Genomic DNA, 20,340 nt, shown 5'->3' with positions numbered 1-20,340 from the left:
ATGAAACGCTCCTTCGCTGCGTGTTCCCGCTTCCCGGCCGCCAAGACACGGAGGGAAGCAGGCCAGGCCCGTCCGGAGCCCCGCCACCACGGCGGACTCCAGGGCGGGCATCCCTGACAGCGAGGCGGAAGTGCGCGCGGAGGGACATCGTCGGGCGCCTCGCCGAGCGCACCCGACAGCCCTCGTCCCACGCACGGTCGTCACTCCACTCGAGCGCGCGAGGAGCGAGACCTGCTCGGCAATCGAGGACCAGGGGAAGGAGCGCATGGGGGCCACTCGTGACTGCTTCGCCAGAAAGGATGCCTTCTTATTGGCAGACCGTCAACAAGCCTCTTTCCAAGGCTGTTCACTGGATGACAGGGCCGGAGCGGCAATCCCAGACGTCCAGACCGGCGCGACACCTCCGGGTCCTCGTGCATGAGGGCATCAGCCGGATGACCGACCTCCTCCCGATGACCGACCTCGGGCGGATGACGGACGCGCGCGGTGGGGCCCCCATGAGACGAGTCCCTCCACGCAATGACTTCCTCCGCCACGCCCCGAGGCCCCATGAGCAAGCGATTCACCCGCATCCTCGTCACGCTGTTCGTCACGCTCGCGCTGCTCGGCGGAGCCGTCACGCTGTACGGCGACAACATCCGCAAGATCTTCGGCGCCAGCGCCTCGTCACTCGCGGGGAACCACGAGGCCGTCGCCTCGGGCTCGGAGCACCTGCAGCGCAAGAGCATGAGGAGCTTCGGCAACAACGACGCCTATGGCGACTCCGACACCGAGCAGCGGGCCAGCGTCCCCGTCGCACAGGCCCCGGCCCCCAGCGGCGCGCCCCAGGCCATCAATCCGCGCACCGACGTGCGCGAGGACGCCCTCTCCACCTTCGCGGTGGACGTGGACACCGCCTCCTACACCCAGTTCCGCCGCTCCGTGACGGAGCACCAGCTCCCCCACCCCGCCAACGTTCGCGTGGAGGAGTGGGTCAACTACTTCCGCTACGCCATCCCCGCGCCGCCCCCGGGCCAGGGCCCCTTCCACGTCGCGCTCGAGGCCGCGCCGTCGCCCTTCGCGGAGCGCCAGCACCTGCTCAGGGTGAGCCTCCAGGGACGCCACGTCGCCAAGGCCGAGCGCAAGCCCACGCACCTGGTCTTCCTGGTGGACACCAGCGGCTCCATGCAGGGGCCCGACCGGCTGGCGCTCGTCCAGAAGTCGGTGAAGCTCGCGGTGGAGGGGCTCAACCCCCACGACACCGTGGCCATCACCACCTACGCCGGCGGCGTGTCCACCGTGCTCGAGCCCACGCCCGCAAGGCAGCGCCAGCGCATCAACGCCGCCATCGACTCGCTCTCCGCGGGTGGTGGCACGGCCATGGGGGACGGGCTGGAGCTCGCCTACCGTCAGGCGGTGCGCATGGCGGGCTCACAGCGCGTCTCGCGCGTCATCGTGCTGACGGACGGCGACACCAACCTGGGCCGCAACCAGACGGTGGAGACGATGCTCGGCAGCATCCGTCAGTACGTGAAGGAGGGCGTCACCCTGTCCACGATTGGCTTCGGCATGGGCAACTATCGTGACGAGCTGATGGAGAAGCTGGCCAACCAGGGCAACGGCAACTGCTACTACATCGACTCGGAGCGCGAGGCGCAGCGCGTGTTCCGCGACCAGCTGGGTGGCACGCTGGAGGTCATCGCCCAGGACGTGAAGATCCAGGTCGAGTTCGACCGCGCGGCGGTGCGCGCCTACCGGCTGCTCGGCTACGAGAACCGCGCCATCGCCGACGCGGACTTCCGCAAGGACGACGTCGACGCGGGCGAGGTGGGCGCGGGCCACACCGTCACCGCGCTCTACGAGCTGGACTTGACGGGCGAGGGGGACACGGTGGCCACCGTGCGCGTGCGCGCCAAGAAGCCGGGTGACTCCGAGGCCGCCGAGCAGCGCTTCGTGCTGAACCGCGAGCAGGTGAAGGCGTCGCTGGACCGCGCCTCGGATGACCTGCGCTTCGCCGCGGCCGTCGCCAGCACCGCGGACCTGCTGCGCGGCACCCTGACCACCGACGAGCGCAACTTCTCGCGCATCCACTCGCTCGCGGCGGACGCCACCCACGGGCAGGAGGACCGCGTGGAGTTCCTCACGCTGCTCGGCAAGCTGCGCCAGCTGCTCGCCCCGCGCCTGGCGAGCAGCTCGCGCTGAGGCCCTACTGGACGCGGCCCGCCAGCGCGCTCGCGGCGGGCACGTCCAGCCACACCTCCACGTCGCGGTGCAGTTGCAGGAACGACGCGGGACACGAAGGCGTCAGCGGCCCCTCCACCAGCGCCTTCACCGCCTCCGCCTTCTGCGCGCCGAACGCCAGCAGCATCGCCCGGCGCGACTGGATGAGCGCGCCCATGCCCAGCGTCAGCACCTCCAGCGGCACGCGGCTCGCGTCATCCCCGAAGAACATCGCGTTCGCCTCGCGCGCCCCCCGGCTCAGCTTCGCCCGGTGACAGCGCGCGCGCAGGCTGTCCGACGGCGCGTTGAACGCCAGGTGCCCGTCCGCGCCCACGCCCACCAACACCAATCCCAGCCCTCCCTCCGCCATCAGCTCCGCCTCGTAGCGCTCGCACTCCTGGGCGAGGTCCGGCGCCGCGCCGTCGAGGAAGTGGATGCGCTCCTTCGACAGGTTCACATGTCGGAACAGGTGCCGCTCCATGTACGCGTGGAAGCTGCCGCCCTCCTCCGGCGACAACCCCACCCACTCCTCCAGGTTGAACGTCCGCGCCATCGACCAGTCCAGCCGCCGCCGGGCCTGCAGCGACACCAGCTCCCGGTAGACATTCAGCGGCGTGCGCCCCGTGGGCAACCCCAACACCAACGACGGGTGCGCCGTCACCGCCTCGGCGATGCGCGCGGCGCACGCGGCGGCCGCTTCCTGCTCGGACTCGAAGACCCGGATGTTCATGGAGGCTCCTCGCTCGAAAAGAGCCGCGCACACGAACATGTTCTTTGCCCCCTCAACACCACCCGGGAGTCACGAAGCCGTTCACCCAGAGGCATGTCCGTGACTGTTGCAGCAACTGCTGTCATCGCCGACACCGCGCGGACGCGACGCGTCATACCGCGCGTGGCGCACGCACGGGTAGAGTGCCCGCCCATGGACCCCTTCATCAGCCTCGACGCCACCGCCCAGGCCGAGCTCGTGCGGCGCCGGGAGGTGACTCCGCTGGAGCTCGTGGACGCGGCCATCTCCCGCATCGAGCGCTGCAACCCCCGGCTCAACGCCGTGGTGCAGACGCAGTTCGAGACCGCGCGCCTCAGGGCGAAGGCTCCGCTGCCCGAAGGCCCCTTCACCGGCGTGCCCTTCCTGCTCAAGGATTTGCTCGCCGCGCAGGAGGGCTACCCGCTCACCTTCGGCTCGCGCTTCGCGAAGGACTTCGCGCCGGGCCATGACAGCGAGCTGGTGAAGCGCTACCTGCGCGCGGGGCTCGTGGTCCTGGGAAAGACCAACACGTCGGAGCTGGGGCTGCTCCCCACGACGGAGGGCTCGCTGCACGGACCGTGTCGCAACCCGTGGGACGTGACGCGCACGCCGGGAGGCTCCAGCGGCGGCGCGGCGGCGGCGGTGGCCAGCGGCATGGTGCCCTTCGCGCACGCCTCCGACGGCGGCGGCTCCATCCGCATCCCCGCGTCCGCGTGTGGCCTGTTCGGCCTCAAGCCCAGCCGGGGCAGGAACCCCACCGGGCCGGAGCTGGCCGACAGTGTCCACTGGCTGATAGGCGAGCATGCCCTCACCCGCACGGTGAGAGACAGCGCGGCGCTGCTCGACGCCACCGAGGGGCCCGACCTCGGCGCGCCCTACCACGCCCCGCCCAAGGCCCGTCCCTACGGCCTGGAGGTCGGCGCACCCCCGGGGCGGCTGCGCATCGGCCTGACGCTGCGCAACGCGGTGGGCGCCCCCGTCCACCCCGAGTGCCTCAGCGCCGTCGTCGCCACCGCGAAGCGGCTCGAGGGCCTGGGCCACTCCGTCCTCGAGGGCAACCTCCAGATTTCCGGCGACGACACGCTCGGCCAGCACTTCATGACGGCCTGGGCCTGTGGCGTGGTGAACACCGTGGAGGGGCTCTCGCGCCGCCTGGGCCGCGCGCCCTCGGCCGAGGACTTCGAGCCCTTCACCTGGGCGCTGTATCAACACGGGCTGAGCCAGGGCCTGTCGGCCTACCTGCACGCGCAGACGGAAATCCTGCGCTTCGGCCGCGTCTTCGCCCGGCACTTCGAGGACGTGGACGTGTGGCTCTTGCCCACCGTCACCGAGCCCGCGCCCGTGCTGGGGACGTTCGCGTCCCTGCCCGACGCGCCGCTCGCTCCCCTGTTCCGCGCGGCGGGCTTCACGCCCTACTGCCCCATGGCCAACATGGCGGGCAACCCGGCGATGAGCGTGCCCCTCCACTGGAGTCCCGAGGGACTGCCGGTGGGCGTGCAGTTCATCGCCCGCTTCGGGGATGAAGCCACGCTCTTGCGGCTGGCGTCGCAGCTGGAGGCCGCGCACCCGTGGACGCACCGGCGGCCGTCGGTGTTCGGCTAGGGGCCGCTCCTCCCGTCGCAGGGCGCTCGGGCAAACTTCATCAGCACGTCGGGTGCAAGGCGCGATAAAACATTCTTCATGAAAGTCGCCGTGCTTACCGGCGGGGGTGACTGCCCCGGCCTGAACGCCGTCATCCGCGCCCTCGTCCGCCGCGCCTCCGCCCACGGTTTCGAGATGATGGGCCTCCGCGACGGGTGGAAGGGCCTGCTCGAGGACAACCACTTCCGCCTCACCCGCGAGACGACCTCCGGCATCCTCCACCGGGGCGGCACCATCCTGGGCACCTCGCGCGTCAACCCGTTCAAGGTGGAGAACGGCCTGGAGAAGGTGAAGCGCGCCATCGAGCGCAACGGCATCCACGCCGTCATCGCCATCGGCGGCGAGGGCACGCTGTCCGCCGCCACGCGCATGTCCCAGGAGGGGCTGCGAATCGTGGGCGTGCCGAAGACCATCGACAACGACCTGAACGGCACCGACTTCACCTTCGGCTTCGACACCGCGGTGGCGATTGCGACGGAGGCGGTGGACCGGCTGCACTCGACGGCCGAGTCGCACAAGCGCGTCATCGTCTGCGAGGTGATGGGCCGGCACGTGGGCTGGATTGCCACCTACGCGGGCATCGCCGGCGGCGCGGACGTCATCCTGGTGCCGGAGATTCCCGCGGACCTGGAGCGCGTGGCCGAGCACATCCGCAGCCGCCACGCGGGCGGGCGCAGCTTCTCCATCGTCGTGGTGGCCGAGGGCACGCGCATCAAGCTGTCCGCGGACCAGGGCGAGCAGCTGGTGACGAGCGGCGCGCTGGACGAGGCGGGACGGCCCCGGCTGGGCGGCGTGGGCAACATCGTCGCGCAGGAAATCGAGCGCCGCACGGGCTTCGAGACGCGCGTGTCCGTGCTGGGCCACATCCAGCGCGGCGGCGCGCCCACCGCGCATGACCGCGTGCTGGCCACGCGCTACGGCGTGCACGCGTGCGACATGGTCGCCCGGGGCGAGTTCGGGAAGATGGCCGCGCTCAAGGGCAACGAAATCGTCAGCGTGGAGCTGGCCGCCGCCACCAAGGAGCTCAAGCGCGTCCCGACGGAGTTCTTCGAGGTCGCCCAGGTGTTCTTCGGCTGACGCAACGCAGCAACACTCGGGCCGCGAGTGACGCGGGACGCTGGCCCGAGCGCGCATCCGGTAGCATCGGCGCCCCACCCTCGCCTCGAAGGGACGTGCCGATGCTGCCAGGCCGCATGATGGACTTCCCGCTGACGTTGACGCACTTCCTGGAGCGCGCGCGGACGTACTACCCGCGCTCCGAAATCGTCAGCCGCAATCCGGACAAGTCGATGCACCGCTACACGTACGCGGACTTCTACAAGCGCACGTGCCGGCTGATGAACGCGCTGAAGCGGCTGGGGGTGAAGGCCGGCGACAGGGTGGCGACGCTGAGCTGGAACCACTACCGGCACCTGGAGGCGTACTTCGGGATTCCGGCGATGGGCGCGGTGGTGCACACGCTCAACCTGCGACTGCATCCGAATGATTTGGCCTACATCGCACGGCACGCGGAGGACACGGTGGTGCTGGTGGACCGCTCGCTGTGGCCCCTGTTCGAGAAGTTCGCGGCGCAGGTGCCGAGCATCCGCCATGTCATCGTCATCCCGGACGCGGGGCCCGCGCCGGAGGGGACGCTGGACTACGAGCAGCTGCTCGCGGCGGAGCCGGAGACGTTCGACTTCCCCACGCTGGAGGAGAACAGCGCGGCGATGCTCTGCTACACGTCGGGCACGACGGGCAACCCCAAGGGGGTGCTGTTCAGCCATCGGTCCATCACGTTGCACACGCTGGTGTGCTGCATGAAGGATTTGACGGGCATCGGCGAGGCGGACTCGGTGTTGCCGGTGGTGCCCATGTTCCACGCGGCGGCGTGGGGGTTGCCGTTCGACGCGCTGCTCACGGGGGCGCGGATGGTGATGCCGGGGCCGCACCTGGACCCGCCGTCGCTCCTGGAGTTGATGTCGGCGGAGAAGGTGACGGTGGCGGGCGGAGTGCCGACCATCTGGCTGGGCATCCTCGCGTTGTTGGACCAGGACCCGAAGAAGTGGGACCTGAGCGCGATGCGGACGATGTTGATTGGAGGCTCGGCGGCGCCGCCGGCGATGATTGACGGCTTCCGGCAGCGGCACGGGCTGGAGGTGACGCACGCCTGGGGCATGACGGAGATGAACCCGGTGGGGACGATGGCGAAGGTGAAGCAGGCGCTTCGCCACGCGGACGCGAAGGCGCAGCTGGGGGCGCAGAGCTCGCAGGGCTTCGCGCTGCCGTTCGTGGAGACGCGGGTGATGGGGGAGGACGGGAAGGCGTTGCCGTGGGACGGCGCGACGATGGGCGAGCTGGAGGTGCGCGGGCCGTGGGTGGCGGGCTCTTACTACGGCGGCGAGGGCGCGGACCGCTTCACGGCGGATGGCTGGTTCAGGACGGGGGATGTCGTCACGTTGGACGCGGATGGGTATGTGCGCATCTGCGACCGGAGCAAGGACGTCATCAAGTCAGGCGGAGAGTGGATTTCGTCGGTGGCGCTCGAGAACGCGCTGATGAGCCACCCGGCGGTGCTGGAGGCGGCGGTGTTCGCCGGGCGGCATGCGCGGTGGGACGAGCGCCCGCTGGCGGCGGTGGTGCTCAAGCCGGGGCAGGCGGTGAGCAAGGAGGCGCTGACGGAGCACCTGGCGAAGCAGTTCGCCAAGTTCTGGCTGCCGGACGACTACCTCTTCATCGAGCAGATTCCGCGCACGTCCACCGGGAAGTTCCTCAAGACGAAGCTCCGTGAGGACTACGGCGACCACCTCATCAAGAACCCGAGCACCGCCGCGGGGTGAGGCACGGTGGGCCCGCCGTCCGTGGAAGGACGGTGGGCCCCAAGCTCGTCAGCCCTGCTGGTCGATGAGCTGGATCTCCCGCTGCCGGCACACGTCCTCGAAGTCGCCCCGGTTGAAGGTGACGAGGGCGTGGAGCCGGTGGCTCCGACTGAGCAGCATCAGCCGCACCACCCGGTCCACCAGACTCAGGGCGCGGTAACCACCGTCCTTCGTCAGCTCCTCGAAGCACTCCGCGAGCGCCTGCTCGCGCATCTTCCGGTCGAACAACATCGACAGCCGGTTGCGCTGCCGCAGGCGCTTCAAGTCCCGCTCCAGCAGCCCCATCGACGCGCTCCTGCGAGCCATGCGCGTCGACACCGTCTCGTAGAGGATGGGCCAGGGCACCACCAGTTCGTGGGCAGTCGAGTCGAACAGCTTCTCGAACAGCGCCTTGGCGACGCCGTGGAGACCATCCCTCGGGTCATAGAGCGCGAGCAGGAAGCAGACATCGACACAGACCTTCATGCGTCGTCCTGCTCCTCACCGGCGAGCTCGACGTAGCCGACCCACGGGGCGGGACGCCGGTTGCCGAAGAGCCACTTGCCGCTCCACTTCCCTTCCTTGTCGGAGCCAATCAGGTAGGCCCGCCCCTTCTTGCCCACGAAGGGCTTGAGGGCCCGCTTGAGCTGCACGGGCGTCTGCTCCGTGGTGAACGTCGCCATGCCGTCACCACACTCGCGCGCGTCCAGCTTCGCCAACCACCGGTAGAGGTCGTCGTAGTTGCCCCGGAGCCCCAAGTCGAACGAAAGCCAGTACCGCGTCATGAGCCCTCCCTGTCGAGCCCGAGCACTCTCGCCTCGACGGACTTCGGCCCGAAGGGGCGCGAGGTCCATCCCGGGTGTCTCACCCCCCAGGTCGTGCTGTCTACTCCCTACCCTCCTTCGCGGCCCCATCACGACAGGGGCCGTATGGCCCGGCGATTCACTCAGACGATGCATGCAGTCTCACAGGTTGGACGGTCCGCGCCCCTTCACGAGCGCGGACCGTCTCCGCTGCAAGCCACACGCCTCACGGCGCACGATTTCCGAACCAACGCGGAGCCATCCACGAACTTGCAACTACGGCTTACACGTTCAGCCCACCGCGTCAGTTCGCGCCGAGGCAGACGCCGCCGCAGGTGGCCTCCACCTTGCCGTCGGGCCTGAGGAACAGGTCCACCTGCTCACGGCCCTTCGTGTTGCGACGCACCCCTTCATGCACCGGGTTGTCGTCCGCCGGCAGGTTCGCCACCGTGCCCGGCAGCGGCGAGGGCAACCCGAAGTCGAACTGCACCAGCGCCGCGCCGTCGAGGACCCCCTCCACCGCCGGCAGCTCCGGCACGCGCCACGTCGCCGGCAGCTGCTGCGTCAGCCCCATCGCCCGCGCATGCAGCTCCGTCGCCACGTTGGGCACCTGCGCATCGCCCAGGCCGTACTGCACCAACACCTTGCGCGACGCGGGGCCACCTTCGTACGGCGTCTTCAACACGTGCGGCGCGTACGTCAGCGGGTCGATGCGGTCGAACCCCGTCTGCGTCATCGCAGCGAACTTCTGCTGGTCCAGCGCGTCCGGCACCGCCGCGGCGATCGCCTGCAGGAACGGCGCGAAGGGCTTCGCCCGGAACATCATCAGCGAGAAGTCCGCCCCACCCACGCTGAACACCGCGCGCTCGAGATGCGGCGAGAGCGCCACGTACGTCCCGCCCAGGATGTGCCCCTGGCTGATGCCGTAGAAGTACGTCTGCCCCGGCTCGTACACGAGCACCCCGTTGTCGCTCAGCTCCGGCACGTCCCGGAGCGTCGTGCGCGCCGCGTACGTCACCGCCATCTGGTTCACCATCCCCTGATGCACCCGGTCCGAGAAGCGCATCGTCTGCCCCGGCTGCTGCGCCATCGCCCCCACCACCCCCGGCGCGTCCGCCTGCGACATGCCCCACCAGTCCACCGTCATCACCACCATCCGCGTCGCCTGCACGAACGGCCGCACGAACGAACCGTCCGCCTCCCCCTGCCCGCCGAAGAAGCCGTGCCCGTACTGGAGCAGCCGCACCGGCGCCACGCCCTGCCCCCAGACACTCCGGGGAATCTGCAGCGTGAAGGGCACCTCCGCCTCGCCATTGCGCCGCACCCGCCCCTGCGCATCCCGCGCCAGCAGCACTCCGGGCTGCGCCGTCTCCATGAACAGCGGCACCCGCAGCGTCCCCTTGATGCGACGCGCGATGTTCGCGTCCACGTCGTTCGTCACCTCCGTCACCGTCACCACCGGCGGCGTGGCCTCCATCGCCTCCATCGCCAGCCGACGCACGTCCAACATGTCCCGCGTGACGTTCTCCTCGGTCTCCGTCGTGAAGTCCCACGCCAGCTGCAGCTCCGCGCGCGGCACTCCCGCCGCCTCCAGCGCCGGGAAGATGTCCGCCTCGTAGCGCTGGGCCAGCGGCGCCAGCAGCGCATCCCCCGCCGTCTGTCCATCCCGGATGCGGCGGAAGCCCTCCGGCACCGGCACCGGCGCGCCGTCCTTCGCCTTCAGCCCGCGCAGCGCCACGATGTAGCGCGTCCCACCCTTCAGCCGCACCGCCGGCCGCACCAGCAGCGCCCGCCGCGCGTCCGCCGCCGCCCGAGGGTCCAGCTCCGCGAAGTGCAGCACGCCCGTGCCGGCTTCCGCCTCCAGCAACACCGTGCTCCCCGACGTCGCCGCCGTGGGCCGCGTCACCGGGGGCAGCCCCGTGTCATCCACCCCGCCCGGGAACAGCGCCAGCATCTGCGTGCCATGCGAATACCCATCCGCCGGATGCAGGTCCGTGAAGTCGAACGGCGTCCCATCCCGCGTCTTCAGCTTCGCGGCCGCGCTCAGCGTCACCCGATGCCCCGACGGCAGCGCCGCGTCCTCCTTCAGGAAGTAGTCCGAGGGATACGGCAACAGGCAGTCATGCTCGGACGCCAGCGGGTTGCAGCCCTCCGGCACCTGCAGCGGCGGCAGCTCCGAGCCCGAGTCCGGGGCCCCCGCGTCCGGTGTCCCCGAGTCGGGCTGCGCCCCGGCGTCCGGCGTCGGCTGGTCATCGTCCGAGTCCGAGCACCCGCTCAACGCCAACAACGACGCCGCCAACACCCAGCCGCCGTGCTTCCTCATCCGCTTCCACATGGCTTGGACGCTCCTCGCGCGAACACAAATGTCTGTGTCACACGAGTGTCACCGGACACGCCGCGAGCGCAAAGCCTCATCTCACGACACACCGCGCCACGCACCACCATGCAGCGTCAGCCCTCACCTGGGGCTGACGCTGAGCTTCCACGGATGTATCAGATTCCGCAGATATCCTCGGCGAGCGAGATGCACGCGGCGATGAACTGCGCCGTCGTGCAGCCGCCGTTCTGGGTGCAGACGATGTCGCCGGTGCCCGGCTCGCTGCACCACTGCAACGTCACCCAACACGCGGCCTGGGTGACGGTGCGCTCACCTTCGATGGCCTGGGCGCTCACGTTGCTCTCGCCCGAGGCGTCCCGCACGATCACGGACCTCCCATCGTTCAGCGTGGCCTCGTACCGGGGCCCCTTGTCGTCGACTGTCGCCTCCGGCGTGGTGCCCTCGCCACAACCGGCGAGCACGCCCATGGAAACAGCCGCGACCATCACGAATGACAGTGCCTTCATGCGCTTCTCCTGGTGATGGAGCCCACCGACCCGAGCTCCGTGGGGGGATATGCAATGATTGTCGAGCCTTCTCCATCGTTGATAGCCACTAGCTGAAATGTTTTCAGCCTCGTCTCGGGTCTGGGATTACAGCCACTCGCAATCACTGCGCATGGATTGAGCCTCGCGCGTGCCTCCATGAAACCTTCCGAAGAACCCGGACCCAACCCGCTCCATGTGCTCACGTGGGAGCGTTCGCTGGTGGACGGCGGCGGCCGGGTGCGTGCGGGTGCGCGCCAGGGCCCGCGGCTTCGGGGTAGGTTGCGGCCACCATGCCGTCCGTGAAGCAACTGCGCCCGTTCGCCCTGGCAACCCTGGAAGCCTTCCTCGACGCCTCCGGGCCCGTGGTCCTCGTCCAACAGCCGCCCGAGCCCGTCTTCCAACAGGTGGCGATGCGGCTGGGCGAGGCGCGCACGGTGGGCATGGCGCACCGCACCCGGCTGGTGGACCGGCTCTTCGTCATGCTGCGCGGCTTCGACGCGCTGGAGGTCCACTTCCTGCGTCCGGCCGCGGACGGGCAGGAGCTCACCGTGGGACGGATGGAGGGCTGCACGCTCATCGTCCCGGACCCGTCCGTGTCCAAGCACCACGCCACGCTCAAGTGGCACGCCTCGGCGGGGGACTGCTCGGTCCGGGACGTGGGCTCGATGAACGGGACGTGGGTCAACACCGCCGCGCTGACGCCCGAGCAGGACGTGCTGCTCACGGATGGCGACGCGCTGGGTTTCGGCGATGCCCAGTTCCTCTACCTGCGCACCGAGACGCTGCACGCGCACCTGCGCATGGCCAGCCCCAGCGCCCGGGGCTGACGCCCACACGCCCTGGGGAATGTCCCGGGCCGCGCGGACGTAGGGAGGACGCCCTGGCGCCCGGGCGAGCCTCGGTGACAGGGGAATCACCTACATTCAGCCACTTCGTGCGGCGGGGCATGCGGCCCGGCGCTATGACTGCGGTTCTCGTGCGCTTGGGAGCGTGTTGATGGTCAGGCCGTTGCTTCTCCTCCTGGTCTACGTGGTCGCCTGGACCGTCCTGAAGTCGTTCTGGCCCGCGATGGCGCGAGGGTGGCGCCGGTGGGTGCTGCTCGGCGGCTCGGCGCTGTCCCTGGCCGTCTGGCTGGTGCCCGCCATCGCCGGACGCACCGCCGAGGTCCCCGCCCTGCTGCGCATCCTCGCCACGGGCTGGTCCATCTCCGCCATCATCATCTTCCTCGTCGGTGGCCCCCTGGCCCTGCTGCGCCGGTGGATGGACCGCCGCGCCCGGGCGAAGGCCTCCCCTGACGTCATGACGACCCAGGCCCCGGTCCCCGAGGCCCCCGAGTCCGTCCCCAGCGGAACACCCGCCACCCACTCCACGCAGGCCAGCGCCCTGGAGTCGCTGACGTCCGCGCGGATGAGCCGGCGCAACCTCCTGACGAACGCGGGGCGCGCGGTGCCGCTGCTCGCGGTGGGGACGAGCACGGCGGGCCTGGCCAGCGGCTCCATGGGCTTCAAGGTGGAGTCGGTGGAGGTGCGCCTGCCGGGCCTGCCCGCCGCGCTGGATGGGTTCCGCATCGGCCAGATTACCGACGTGCATGTGGGCACCTTCATCGACACCCAGTACCTGCGCGACACGGTGGCCGCGATGAACGAGGCCAAGGTGGACCTCCAGGTGATGACGGGGGACCTCATCGATGACCTGGACCAGCTCGACGCCACCATGGCCGCGCTGGAGGAGTGCCGCGCGCCGCACGGCATGCTCGCGGTGCTCGGCAATCACGAGCACTGGCGCGGGCTGGACGAGGTCGTCGGGGCCTACGCGAAGTCCCAGTCACGCGGCGGCCCGGTGCGCCTGCTCGTGGACGAGTCCCACACCTTCGAGCACGGCGGTCAGCGCGTGCGCGTGGTGGGCGTGGACTACCCCATGTCCGGCCGCAGCCACCGCGTGAAGGCCGCGCGCATGAAGCAGTCCGCCGAGCAGGCCTTCCAGGGCGTCTCTCCCGACGAGGTGGTGCTGTGCCTCACGCACCACCCGGACTTCTTCGACCACGCCGCCGAGCGCGGGGCGCGGCTGACGCTGGCGGGCCACACCCACGGTGGCCAGGTGGCCTTCTTCGGGATGCCGTTCTTCTTCTTCGCCTTCCAGTACATGCTCGGCCGCTACCGCCGGGGCGACCACCAGCTCTACGTGTCCGGCGGCACCGGACACTGGCTGCCCTTCCGCCTGGGCGTCCCGCCCGAGGTGACGGTGCTCACGCTCCGCTCGGCGTGAGCCTGCGTGCGGGCTGTCGGCCCTTCGGGGCTCGCGGCACCGGCTACGCGCGGCCCTGACCAGGGCGGTCCCGGTGCTCACACTCCGCGCTGCATGCGAATGGGCGCGGGCTGCCGGCCCTTCGTGGCTGGCGGCACCCATGATGGACGGCCCTTCTGGCTGGACAGCTCGCCAGGCGTGACGGTGCTCACGCTCCGCTCGGCGTGGGCGCGGACTGCTGGCCGTAGGTCTTGAACTTCTCCAGCACGCGCGCCATCTCCGCGTCGTCGAGCAGCACGGGCTCGCCCACCTGGAGCGCTCGCCAGTACATGGCCGCGAGCGTCTCCACCTCCACCGCCAGCTTGAAGGCCGAGGGCAGGTCCCGCCCCAGCGCCAGCATGCCGTGGTTCGCCATCAGGCACGCCTTGCGGCCCTCCAGCGCGTCCAGGACGTTTCGCGCCAGCTCCGCGGTGCCGAAGGTGGCGTACGGCGCGCACCGCACGTCGACGCCGCCCGCCGCGCAGACCATGTAGTGGAAGGCCGGGATGCCCCGGCGCAGACACGCCAACGTGGTGCTGAACATGGAGTGCGCGTGCAGCACCGCGCCCACCTCCGGACGGGCCTCCAGGATGTCCCGGTGGAGCTGCCACTCGGACGACGGACGCCGGGGGCCCTCGTGGCTTCCATCCATGCGCATGAGGACCATGTCCTCGGGCACCAGCACTTCGTAGTCCATGCCGGTGGGCGTCAGCAGGAAGCCCCCGTCCACGCGCACGCTCAAGTTGCCGCTCGTGCCCTGGTTGAGCCCCGCCGCGTTCATCTTGCGACAGGTGGCGATCATCGCCTCTCGCACGACGCGCTCGTCCTTCACGGGCCCACCTCCGCGCGCTCCGGGAACAGCGAGCGCAGGCCCGCCTCACTCGCCGGACACACGCCCCGCTCGGTGATGAGCGCTGTCACCAATCGCGCGGGCGTCACGTCGAAGGCGTAGTTGGCGGAGGGGCTGCCCTCCGGTGTCACCCGCACCGTGGCCACCTCCCCCGAGGCGAGCCGGCCCGTGACGTCGCTCAATTCGGAGCCATCGCGCTGCTCGATGGGAATCTCCCGCACGCCGTCGCGCAGACTCCAGTCGATGGTGGGCGAGGGCAGGGCCACATAGAAAGGCACGCCGTTGTCCTTCGCCGCGAGCGCCTTGAGGTAGGTGCCAATCTTGTTCGCCACATCACCGTGGGCCGTGGTGCGGTCCGTGCCGACGATGCACAGGTCCACCTGCCCGTGCTGCATGAGGTGGCCGCCCACGTTGTCGGCGATGACGGTGTGCGGGACACCATGCTGCCCCAGCTCCCACGCCGTCAGCTGCGAGCCCTGGTTGCGCGGGCGCGTCTCGTCCACCCAGACATGCACGGGCAGGCCCGCGTCGTGCGCCAGGTAGATGGGCGAGAGCGCCGTGCCGAAGTCCACCGTCGCGAGCCACCCCGCGTTGCAGTGGGTGAGCACCTCCAGCCGGCCCTTCCTCCCCTTCTTCTCCCACGCGGCCTCCAGGAGCCTCAGGCCGTGCTCGCCCAGCGCCCGGTTGATGGCCACGTCCTCGTCGCACAGCTCGGCCGCGCGCCGCTTCGCCGCCTCCACGCGCTCGGCGGGCGGCAGCGGGGTCAGCACACGGCGCATCTCCTCCAGCGCCCAGTGCAGGTTCACGGCGGTGGGCCGCGTCTCACCCAGCACCGCGAGGGCCCGCGTCAGCGCCGCGTCGGAGGCATCCGCGCGCAAGGCCAGCCAGACCCCGTAGGCGGCCGTCGCGCCGATGAGCGGAGCGCCCCGCACCCGCATCGCGCGGATGGCGTGCGCGGCCTCGTCCAGCGTCTCCAGTCGCGCGGTGACGAAGGCGTGGGGCAGCCGCGTCTGGTCGATGATGCCCACCGCGCGGGCATCCGGCTCCAGCCAGACGGCGCGGGTGGGCTTGCCGTGGACCTTCATCGCCCGAGCACCCGTCCGGCCACCGACGACAGCTTCTCCACCATCGCCGCGTCGCGGGCGTCCGGCGCGGTGATGAGCGCGTGCTCCAGCGCGCGCTGACACCCCTGCCGACAGGGCCCCTCGTGTCCTCCGAGCAGCGGCACCACCTGCTTCACCAGCGAGCGCGCCTTGCCCGCGTTGCCCACGAGCACCGAGACGACCTGGTCCACCGTGACGGCGTCGTGCTCGGGGTGCCAGCAGTCGAAGTCCGTCACCATGGCCACCGTCGCGTAACAGAGCTCCGCCTCTCGGGCGAGCTTGGCCTCCGGCATGTTCGTCATGCCGATGACGTCACAGCCCCACGTCCGATACAGCCGGCTCTCCGCGAGCGAGGAGAACTGCGGCCCCTCCATCGCCAGATAGGTGCCGCCCCGGTGCGCGGCCACGCCCAGCGCTTCGCACGCGGCCACCACCGCCTCCCCCAAGCGCGAGCACGTGGGCTTCGCCATGGACACGTGCGCCACCAGCCCCGTGCCGAAGAAGCTCTTCTCCCGCGCGAAGGTGCGGTCCACGAACTGGTCCACCACCACGAAGGTGCCCGGCGGCAGGTCCTCGCGCAGGCTGCCCACCGCGGACAGCGACAAGAGGTCCGTCACCCCGCTGCGCTTGAGCGCGTCGATGTTCGCCCGGAAGTCGATGTCGCTCGGGGCGATGCGGTGCCCGCGGCCATGGCGGGGCAGGAACACCACTTGCGTGCCCTCGAGCGTGCCGAAGCACAGCTCGTCGGAGGGCTCGCCGAAGGGCGACGACACCTTCCTCCACGCGACGTCCTTCAGGCCATCCATCTGGTACAGGCCACTGCCACCGATGATGCCGATGACGGGCGCGGGGGCTCGGGACATGGGTCTTCTCCGGGGTCGAGGGACACCACCAGCGTACCAGCCTCCCCGCGGCCCACGTGGGTTGACAGCGTCACGCGCGACTCTATATTCAACCTCATGGTTGAACAAAACACGAGCCAGCTCGACCACACGTTCCATGCGCTGTCCGACCCGACACGTCGGGCGATGCTGCGCAACCTGTCGGTGCACGAGCGCAGCGTCGGAGAGCTGGCGGCGCCCTTCCAGATGTCCCTGGCCGCTGCGTCCAAGCACATCAAGGTGCTGGAGCGTGCGGGGCTGGTGCACCGCGAGGTGAAGGGCCGCACGCACGTCTGCCGGCTCAACGCCCGGCCGCTGTCGGACGCGCAGGACTGGATTCGCTACTACGAGCGCTTCTGGAGCGAGCGGCTCGACATGCTGGAGAGCCTGCTGCGCGGCGAGGCTCCCACGCCCCCTTCCCCCAAGAAAGGACGCACCCGGTGAATGCCTCGAAGACGGTCCAGGTCCAGCTCACCCGCTTCTTCCCCGCCAGCGCCGAGCGCGTCTTCGACGCGTGGCTGAGCCCCGAGACGCTCGGCCGGTGGATGTGGGGCCCGGGTGTGCGCGACGAGGAGGTGGTGCACCTGCGGCTCGACGCGCGCGTGGGCGGCGGCTTCTCCTTCCTCGTGCGCAGGCAGGGTCAGGACATCGACCACATCGGGACCTATCTGGAGATAGCCCGTCCCCAGCGACTGGTCTTCACGTGGGCCATCCGCGAGGAGCCGATGAGCGAGGAGAACATCAGCCGCGTCACCCTGGACTTCCGGCCGAGGGACGCGGGCTGTGAGCTGACGTTGACGCACGTCATGTCGGACACGTGGGCGGAGTATGCGGACCGCACGCAGGCGGGCTGGGCCACCATGCTCACCACCCTGGCGCGCGAGCTGGCCGTGGAGACCCCGCGCCATGGCTGAACACGGCGTCGTCACCGAGCCCCAGACGGTGCGCCTGGAGCGCGTGCTGCCGGGGCCGCTGGAGCGCGTGTGGGCGTTCCTCACGGACCCGGAGCTGCGCGGGAAGTGGCTCGCCGCCGGGGACATGGAGCTGCGCGAAGGTGGAAGCATCGAGCTGCGCTTCCAGCACGCCCACCTCTCCCACGAGCCGGTGCCCCAGCGCTATCAGGTGATGCGCGATGGCCATCGCCACACGGGGCGCGTGCTCCGCTGCGAGCCGCCACACGTGCTGAGCTACACCTGGGCCGAGCAGACGGGCGCCCCCTCCGAGGTCACCTTCGAGCTGAGCGCTCGGGGCTCGGACGTGCTGCTCGTCGTCACGCACCGGCGCCTCGTCACGCGCGAGGACCGCGTCAGCGTCGCGAGCGGCTGGGACACCCACCTGGGCATCCTCGAGGACCAGCTGCGCGGACAGACGCCTCGCGGCTTCTGGTCCACCCACGCACGCCTGGAGGCCGAGTACGAGGAGCGCTTCCCTCGGGATTGAAGTCCTCGGCGCGTGACGGGCCCTCGCCTTGTTGCCCGCCGCGACTTGGGACCTCGAGGCGCACCTTCCTGGGGAGACTCATTCTCCCTGGGAGGTCGCCATGAAGGTCGGAGAAGCCATGACCGCCAATCCCGTCACCTGTCTGCCCGACACGGGCATCGAACAGGCGGCGCGATGGATGGTCGAGTGTGACTGCGGGGCCCTGCCCGTCATCGACGCCGACAACCGGCCGCTGGGCATCATCACGGACCGGGACATCACCTGCCGCATCATCGCCAAGGGGAAGGACCCCTACATGCTGGACGTGACGGCGGCGATGAGCGCGCCCGCGGCCACCGTGTACCGCGACACCCCCTTGGAGGACTGCCTGGCGTTGATGGAGCAGAACCAGGTGCGGCGAATGGTGGTGCTCGACGACGACAACACCGTCTGCGGCATGGTGGCGCAGGCGGACCTGGTGAAGCGTCTGGGCGCGGAGGAGACCGCCGAGCTGATGCGCGAGGTCTCCATCGACACGCAGTCCGCGTCGCAGGTGCACTGACGACGGCGTGCGCTGGAGCCTCAGTCGCCGCCGAGCGCGAACGCGGCCATGCGTTGCACGCGGTCCGGCCCCGAGCGCTCCAGCACGTCGTTGTGCCCCGCGTCCGGCACCGTCACCACCGTGGCGCGAGGGAAGCGGGTGCCCAGCTGGCGCCCCATCTCCACCGGGATGAGGGTGTCCTGCTCACCGTGGATGATGAGCACCGGCAGGTCGAGCCCCCGCGCCTTCGACAGGGTGTCGAAGCGGTCCCTCACGAGCAGCGAGGTGGGGAGGAAGGGCAGCATCGTCGCCGCCATGTCGGGGATGGAGGTGTAGGGCGCCACCAGCATGATGCGCGCGCCATGGCCCCGGCGCGCCATCTCCACCGCGACGCCCGTGCCCAGGCTGCGGCCGCTGAGCACCGTGCGCTCCGGCGGGACCCCCTGGGTGCGCAGCAGCGCGAGCGCGGCCTCCGCCGCCGCGTAGATGCCCTGCTCGGAGGGTGCTCCGGGGGAGGCGCCGTAGCCCGGGTACTCGACGGCCAGGAAGCCCAGGCCGTTCGCCTGGAGGAACAGGCCCAGGTCGAGCTGGTCGAGGAGCTGCTCCCCGTTGCCGTGGAAGTGCACCACGGTCGGCGCGCCCTCGGGCCCTGGCAACTGGAGCAGGTCCACGTAGGCCCCTGCGCCCAACGGCAGACGGCTGAAGCCGTGCGCCGCGGGGAGCAGGGTGGCGGCCTTCGGCGCGGGGAAGAGCAGCGAGCGCTGGAAGACGAAGGCCGCGACGCACAGCGCGACGTAGAGGACCGCGAAGACGGAGAGGAGGAGGGTGAGCATGCGGCGGAGGCGGACCATGGCCCCGCCCAGTCTGCCCGATTCCGGACCGCGCTATGTGAACAGGCCCAGCGCGGTGCCGGGTGTGTACCCCGGGAACACCCGGGTCAGGTCCACGCCGGGGCGGCAGGCGCGCAGGGCCTCCGACAGCGGGGCGCGCACGTCGGTCCACGCGGGCACGTCCCGGCCATCCTGGAGCCGGTCCGCGGTCAGGGGCTCGAAGCGCCCGTACACCCGACCTCCGCGCACACCGCCGCCGAGCACGAGCATCGCGCTCCCGACGCCGTGGTCCGTGCCTCGACTGCCGTTCTCCCGCACGGTGCGGCCGAACTCCGTCAGGACCACCACCGTCACGTGCTCGAGCCGTGGGCCCAGGTCGCGCGCGAAGGCGGACAGCGCGCCGGACAGCTCCGCGCAGCGATTGGCGAAGGTGCCCGTGGCCGCGCCCTGCGCCGCGTGGGTGTCCCAGCCGCCCATCTCCGTGGCGGCGACCTCCAGGCCCACGTCGCCCTTGATGAGCCGGGCGATGTCCGCCAGTCGCTGGCCCAGGGGCGCGCGTGGGTACTCGGCGCCGGAGGTGGGCGGCAGCCGGGCGAGCTGCTCTTCGTCCAGGTGCGAGAGGGCCTCGAAGGCGCCCTGCCCCGTGGTCCGCAGCGCGTCGTCCACGGCGCCGGCATAGAGCGCCTCGAAGCCGCGAGTGGCCCGTGCTCCTCGGTTGCCCACGCGCAGCCGGAACTCCTCCAGTCGCCCCATGGCCAGCGCGCCCGCGTCACCAAAGAGTGCTCGGGGCAGCGTGGACTGCAGCGCCACGGCGCGCAGCGGCGCGGAGGGGACCTGCGCCTCGGAGCCCAGCGCGCGGTTGAGCCAACCATCCGGCGTCGACTTGCGGCCCGGCGTTCCGGACTCCACGAAGTCCTGGGCATCGAAGTGCGAGCGGACCGGGGTGGGCAGTCCCACGCCGTGCAGCACCGCGAGCTGTCCTTCCTTCCACAGCGGGAGCAGGGGCTCCAAACGTGGGTGCAGGCCGAAGGGTGAGGACAGGGGCAGCGCGGCGCCCTCGCCCGTGGACTTCAGCGCGAGCGAGGGGCGCGCGCGGTGGTAGGCCGCGTCCTCGACAGGCGGGACGAGCGAGAGTCCGTCCACTCCGCCCCGGAGGAACACCGTCACCAACGTGCGCCGTGAAGGAGGTGTGCCCGCCTGGACGCCACGCAGGAGACCTGGCGTGAACAGGAGCCCCACTCCGGACAGACCCAGCGCATGCAGCAGACGGCGTCGAGAGAGGGACTGGGGCATGCGGCTGGGACTCCAGGGTGGTCGGCCCCGCGAGGCGGCGAGGTCCG

At 70.6% G+C, this 20,340-nt stretch carries 20 protein-coding genes; 10 read left to right on the top strand and 10 right to left on the bottom strand.

Annotated features, from left to right (window positions below):
* Positions 1–549 precede the first annotated feature (549 nt).
* Complete coding sequence (locus OWM54_RS27705; RefSeq protein ID WP_267699452.1) at positions 550–2,181, top strand: vWA domain-containing protein; 1,632 nt, start codon at positions 550–552, stop codon at positions 2,179–2,181.
* Between the two features lie 4 nt (positions 2,182–2,185).
* Here the strand turns inward: OWM54_RS27705 and OWM54_RS27700 are convergent, their stop codons facing one another.
* Complete coding sequence (locus OWM54_RS27700) at positions 2,186–2,929, bottom strand: glucosamine-6-phosphate deaminase (protein WP_267699451.1); 744 nt, start codon at positions 2,927–2,929, stop codon at positions 2,186–2,188.
* Between the two features lie 192 nt (positions 2,930–3,121).
* Here OWM54_RS27700 and OWM54_RS27695 point away from each other — a divergent pair, with 192 nt between their 5' ends.
* The 3 genes from OWM54_RS27695 to OWM54_RS27685 all read left to right on the top strand — a co-directional run bounded on the left by OWM54_RS27695 (position 3,122) and on the right by OWM54_RS27685 (position 7,407).
* Positions 3,122–4,549 (top strand): amidase, encoded by a 1,428-nt coding sequence (locus OWM54_RS27695; protein WP_267699450.1) that lies wholly within the window; start codon positions 3,122–3,124, stop codon positions 4,547–4,549.
* 78 nt (positions 4,550–4,627) lie between these two features.
* Entirely contained in the window at positions 4,628–5,665 is a 1,038-nt protein-coding gene (locus OWM54_RS27690) for a 6-phosphofructokinase (RefSeq protein ID WP_141332983.1), read from the top strand.
* 101 nt (positions 5,666–5,766) lie between these two features.
* On the top strand, positions 5,767–7,407 hold the full coding sequence (locus OWM54_RS27685; protein WP_223747123.1) for a long-chain fatty acid--CoA ligase: 1,641 nt from the start codon (positions 5,767–5,769) through the stop codon (positions 7,405–7,407).
* Between the two features lie 48 nt (positions 7,408–7,455).
* Here OWM54_RS27685 and OWM54_RS27680 read toward each other — a convergent pair whose 3' ends face one another.
* From OWM54_RS27680 to OWM54_RS27665, 4 genes are all read right to left on the bottom strand, one after another.
* Entirely contained in the window at positions 7,456–7,911 is a 456-nt protein-coding gene (locus OWM54_RS27680) for a hypothetical protein (RefSeq protein WP_267699449.1), read from the bottom strand.
* Positions 7,908–8,210, bottom strand: coding sequence for a hypothetical protein (locus tag OWM54_RS27675; RefSeq protein ID WP_267699448.1), 303 nt, complete (start codon positions 8,208–8,210; stop codon positions 7,908–7,910). The genes OWM54_RS27680 and OWM54_RS27675 overlap by 4 nt, the downstream gene beginning before the upstream one ends.
* Before the next feature lie 322 nt (positions 8,211–8,532).
* Positions 8,533–10,563: a hypothetical protein gene (locus OWM54_RS27670; protein ID WP_267699447.1), complete on the bottom strand. Its 2,031-nt coding sequence runs from the start codon at positions 10,561–10,563 to the stop codon at positions 8,533–8,535.
* A 158-nt stretch (positions 10,564–10,721) separates the two neighbouring features.
* Positions 10,722–11,072 carry a hypothetical protein gene (locus tag OWM54_RS27665; protein WP_223782556.1) on the bottom strand — a complete coding sequence of 117 codons (351 nt, stop codon included), beginning with the start codon at positions 11,070–11,072 and terminating at the stop codon, positions 10,722–10,724.
* A 311-nt stretch (positions 11,073–11,383) separates the two neighbouring features.
* Here OWM54_RS27665 and OWM54_RS27660 point away from each other — a divergent pair, with 311 nt between their 5' ends.
* Together OWM54_RS27660 and OWM54_RS27655 are read left to right on the top strand one after the other, a co-directional pair.
* Complete coding sequence (locus tag OWM54_RS27660) at positions 11,384–11,920, top strand: FHA domain-containing protein (RefSeq protein ID WP_267699446.1); 537 nt, start codon at positions 11,384–11,386, stop codon at positions 11,918–11,920.
* 169 nt (positions 11,921–12,089) lie between these two features.
* A complete protein-coding gene (locus OWM54_RS27655) occupies positions 12,090–13,358 on the top strand; it encodes a metallophosphoesterase (RefSeq protein ID WP_267699445.1) in 1,269 nt (422 codons plus the stop codon).
* Between the two features lie 187 nt (positions 13,359–13,545).
* Here the strand turns inward: OWM54_RS27655 and OWM54_RS27650 are convergent, their stop codons facing one another.
* The 3 genes from OWM54_RS27650 to OWM54_RS27640 are packed head-to-tail and all read right to left on the bottom strand — an operon-like array spanning position 13,546 to position 16,192.
* Complete coding sequence (locus OWM54_RS27650; protein WP_267701172.1) at positions 13,546–14,178, bottom strand: class II aldolase/adducin family protein; 633 nt, start codon at positions 14,176–14,178, stop codon at positions 13,546–13,548.
* Positions 14,179–14,204: 26 nt separating this feature from the next.
* A complete protein-coding gene (mtnA, locus tag OWM54_RS27645; RefSeq protein WP_267699444.1) occupies positions 14,205–15,311 on the bottom strand; it encodes an S-methyl-5-thioribose-1-phosphate isomerase in 1,107 nt (368 codons plus the stop codon).
* On the bottom strand, positions 15,308–16,192 hold the full coding sequence (locus OWM54_RS27640) for an S-methyl-5'-thioadenosine phosphorylase (RefSeq protein ID WP_267699443.1): 885 nt from the start codon (positions 16,190–16,192) through the stop codon (positions 15,308–15,310). The genes mtnA and OWM54_RS27640 overlap by 4 nt, the downstream gene beginning before the upstream one ends.
* 96 nt (positions 16,193–16,288) lie before the next feature.
* Here OWM54_RS27640 and OWM54_RS27635 point away from each other — a divergent pair, with 96 nt between their 5' ends.
* The 4 genes from OWM54_RS27635 (at position 16,289) to OWM54_RS27620 (ending at position 18,191) form a co-directional block, all read left to right on the top strand.
* Positions 16,289–16,654, top strand: coding sequence for an ArsR/SmtB family transcription factor (locus OWM54_RS27635; RefSeq protein ID WP_267699442.1), 366 nt, complete (start codon positions 16,289–16,291; stop codon positions 16,652–16,654).
* Entirely contained in the window at positions 16,651–17,124 is a 474-nt protein-coding gene (locus OWM54_RS27630; protein WP_267699441.1) for an SRPBCC family protein, read from the top strand. The genes OWM54_RS27635 and OWM54_RS27630 overlap by 4 nt, the downstream gene beginning before the upstream one ends.
* A complete protein-coding gene (locus OWM54_RS27625) occupies positions 17,117–17,650 on the top strand; it encodes an SRPBCC family protein (protein WP_267699440.1) in 534 nt (177 codons plus the stop codon). The genes OWM54_RS27630 and OWM54_RS27625 overlap by 8 nt, the downstream gene beginning before the upstream one ends.
* Before the next feature lie 100 nt (positions 17,651–17,750).
* The gene (locus OWM54_RS27620) at positions 17,751–18,191 is read left to right on the top strand and encodes a CBS domain-containing protein (RefSeq protein ID WP_223747111.1); all 441 of its coding nucleotides are present in this window, start codon (positions 17,751–17,753) and stop codon (positions 18,189–18,191) included.
* A gap of 20 nt (positions 18,192–18,211) precedes the next feature.
* On the opposite strand, the gene OWM54_RS27615 is transcribed toward OWM54_RS27620, so the two are convergent.
* Together OWM54_RS27615 and OWM54_RS27610 are read right to left on the bottom strand one after the other, a co-directional pair.
* The gene (locus tag OWM54_RS27615) at positions 18,212–19,003 is read right to left on the bottom strand and encodes an alpha/beta hydrolase (protein WP_267699438.1); all 792 of its coding nucleotides are present in this window, start codon (positions 19,001–19,003) and stop codon (positions 18,212–18,214) included.
* A 51-nt stretch (positions 19,004–19,054) separates the two neighbouring features.
* Positions 19,055–20,293 (bottom strand): DUF1501 domain-containing protein, encoded by a 1,239-nt coding sequence (locus tag OWM54_RS27610; protein ID WP_267699436.1) that lies wholly within the window; start codon positions 20,291–20,293, stop codon positions 19,055–19,057.
* Positions 20,294–20,340 lie beyond the last annotated feature (47 nt).

The sequence above is a fragment of the Myxococcus sp. MISCRS1 genome (assembly GCF_026626605.1).
Classification (GTDB): Bacteria; Myxococcota; Myxococcia; order Myxococcales; family Myxococcaceae; genus Myxococcus; species Myxococcus fulvus.
The sequence above is the reverse complement of the archived record's forward strand: the minus strand, read 5'-3'. Positions and strand labels throughout refer to the sequence as shown.

What these genes read in the sequence shown, in the direction of transcription:
- OWM54_RS27705 (WP_267699452.1), top strand. Translation starts at nt 550, where the DNA reads ATGAGCAAGCGATTCACCCGCATCCTCGTCACGCTGTTCGTCACGCTC.
- OWM54_RS27700 (WP_267699451.1), bottom strand. Translation starts at nt 2,929, where the DNA reads ATGAACATCCGGGTCTTCGAGTCCGAGCAGGAAGCGGCCGCCGCGTGC.
- OWM54_RS27695 (WP_267699450.1), top strand. Translation starts at nt 3,122, where the DNA reads ATGGACCCCTTCATCAGCCTCGACGCCACCGCCCAGGCCGAGCTCGTG.
- OWM54_RS27690 (WP_141332983.1), top strand. Translation starts at nt 4,628, where the DNA reads ATGAAAGTCGCCGTGCTTACCGGCGGGGGTGACTGCCCCGGCCTGAAC.
- OWM54_RS27685 (WP_223747123.1), top strand. Translation starts at nt 5,767, where the DNA reads ATGCTGCCAGGCCGCATGATGGACTTCCCGCTGACGTTGACGCACTTC.
- OWM54_RS27680 (WP_267699449.1), bottom strand. Translation starts at nt 7,911, where the DNA reads ATGAAGGTCTGTGTCGATGTCTGCTTCCTGCTCGCGCTCTATGACCCG.
- OWM54_RS27675 (WP_267699448.1), bottom strand. Translation starts at nt 8,210, where the DNA reads ATGACGCGGTACTGGCTTTCGTTCGACTTGGGGCTCCGGGGCAACTAC.
- OWM54_RS27670 (WP_267699447.1), bottom strand. Translation starts at nt 10,563, where the DNA reads ATGTGGAAGCGGATGAGGAAGCACGGCGGCTGGGTGTTGGCGGCGTCG.
- OWM54_RS27665 (WP_223782556.1), bottom strand. Translation starts at nt 11,072, where the DNA reads ATGAAGGCACTGTCATTCGTGATGGTCGCGGCTGTTTCCATGGGCGTG.
- OWM54_RS27660 (WP_267699446.1), top strand. Translation starts at nt 11,384, where the DNA reads ATGCCGTCCGTGAAGCAACTGCGCCCGTTCGCCCTGGCAACCCTGGAA.
- OWM54_RS27655 (WP_267699445.1), top strand. Translation starts at nt 12,090, where the DNA reads ATGGTCAGGCCGTTGCTTCTCCTCCTGGTCTACGTGGTCGCCTGGACC.
- OWM54_RS27650 (WP_267701172.1), bottom strand. Translation starts at nt 14,178, where the DNA reads ATGATCGCCACCTGTCGCAAGATGAACGCGGCGGGGCTCAACCAGGGC.
- mtnA (WP_267699444.1), bottom strand. Translation starts at nt 15,311, where the DNA reads ATGAAGGTCCACGGCAAGCCCACCCGCGCCGTCTGGCTGGAGCCGGAT.
- OWM54_RS27640 (WP_267699443.1), bottom strand. Translation starts at nt 16,192, where the DNA reads ATGTCCCGAGCCCCCGCGCCCGTCATCGGCATCATCGGTGGCAGTGGC.
- OWM54_RS27635 (WP_267699442.1), top strand. Translation starts at nt 16,289, where the DNA reads ATGGTTGAACAAAACACGAGCCAGCTCGACCACACGTTCCATGCGCTG.
- OWM54_RS27625 (WP_267699440.1), top strand. Translation starts at nt 17,117, where the DNA reads ATGGCTGAACACGGCGTCGTCACCGAGCCCCAGACGGTGCGCCTGGAG.
- OWM54_RS27620 (WP_223747111.1), top strand. Translation starts at nt 17,751, where the DNA reads ATGAAGGTCGGAGAAGCCATGACCGCCAATCCCGTCACCTGTCTGCCC.
- OWM54_RS27615 (WP_267699438.1), bottom strand. Translation starts at nt 19,003, where the DNA reads ATGCTCACCCTCCTCCTCTCCGTCTTCGCGGTCCTCTACGTCGCGCTG.
- OWM54_RS27610 (WP_267699436.1), bottom strand. Translation starts at nt 20,293, where the DNA reads ATGCCCCAGTCCCTCTCTCGACGCCGTCTGCTGCATGCGCTGGGTCTG.